The organism is Acinetobacter sp. TG2027 (assembly GCF_000302435.1).
Taxonomy (GTDB): Bacteria; Pseudomonadota; Gammaproteobacteria; order Pseudomonadales; family Moraxellaceae; genus Acinetobacter; species Acinetobacter pittii.
In genome coordinates, this window is sequence record NZ_AMJN01000029.1 from 1 (window position 1) to 344 (window position 344).

The 344-nt window shown below is 50.9% G+C and carries 1 protein-coding gene; it reads left to right on the forward strand.

The window, feature by feature from the left end:
• Positions 1 to 344: Ig-like domain-containing protein (locus B806_RS0106275; protein ID WP_017402770.1), on the forward strand; the 344-nt coding region annotated here is incomplete at both ends.

Sequence of the window (344 nt, forward strand, 5' to 3'; positions counted from 1 at the left end):
TTACAGGTACAGCAGAACCTGGTTCAACAGTAACAGTAACTTATCCGGACGGTACCACTGCAACAGTCGTGGCAGGACCGGATGGTAGTTGGACTGTGCCAAACCCTGGCTTAAATGATGGCGATACAGTAACGGCAGTAACAGAAGATCCTGCTGGCAATACATCAGGCCCAGCAACAGCTGTGGTTGATGCGGTTGCGCCGACAGTAGCGCTTAACGATGTATTGACCAATGACAGTACACCTGAGTTAACCGGTACAGTGAATGATCCGACAGCAACAGTGGTTGTGAATGTGGATGGTGTTGACTATCCGGCAGTGAACAATGGTGACGGCACCTGGACG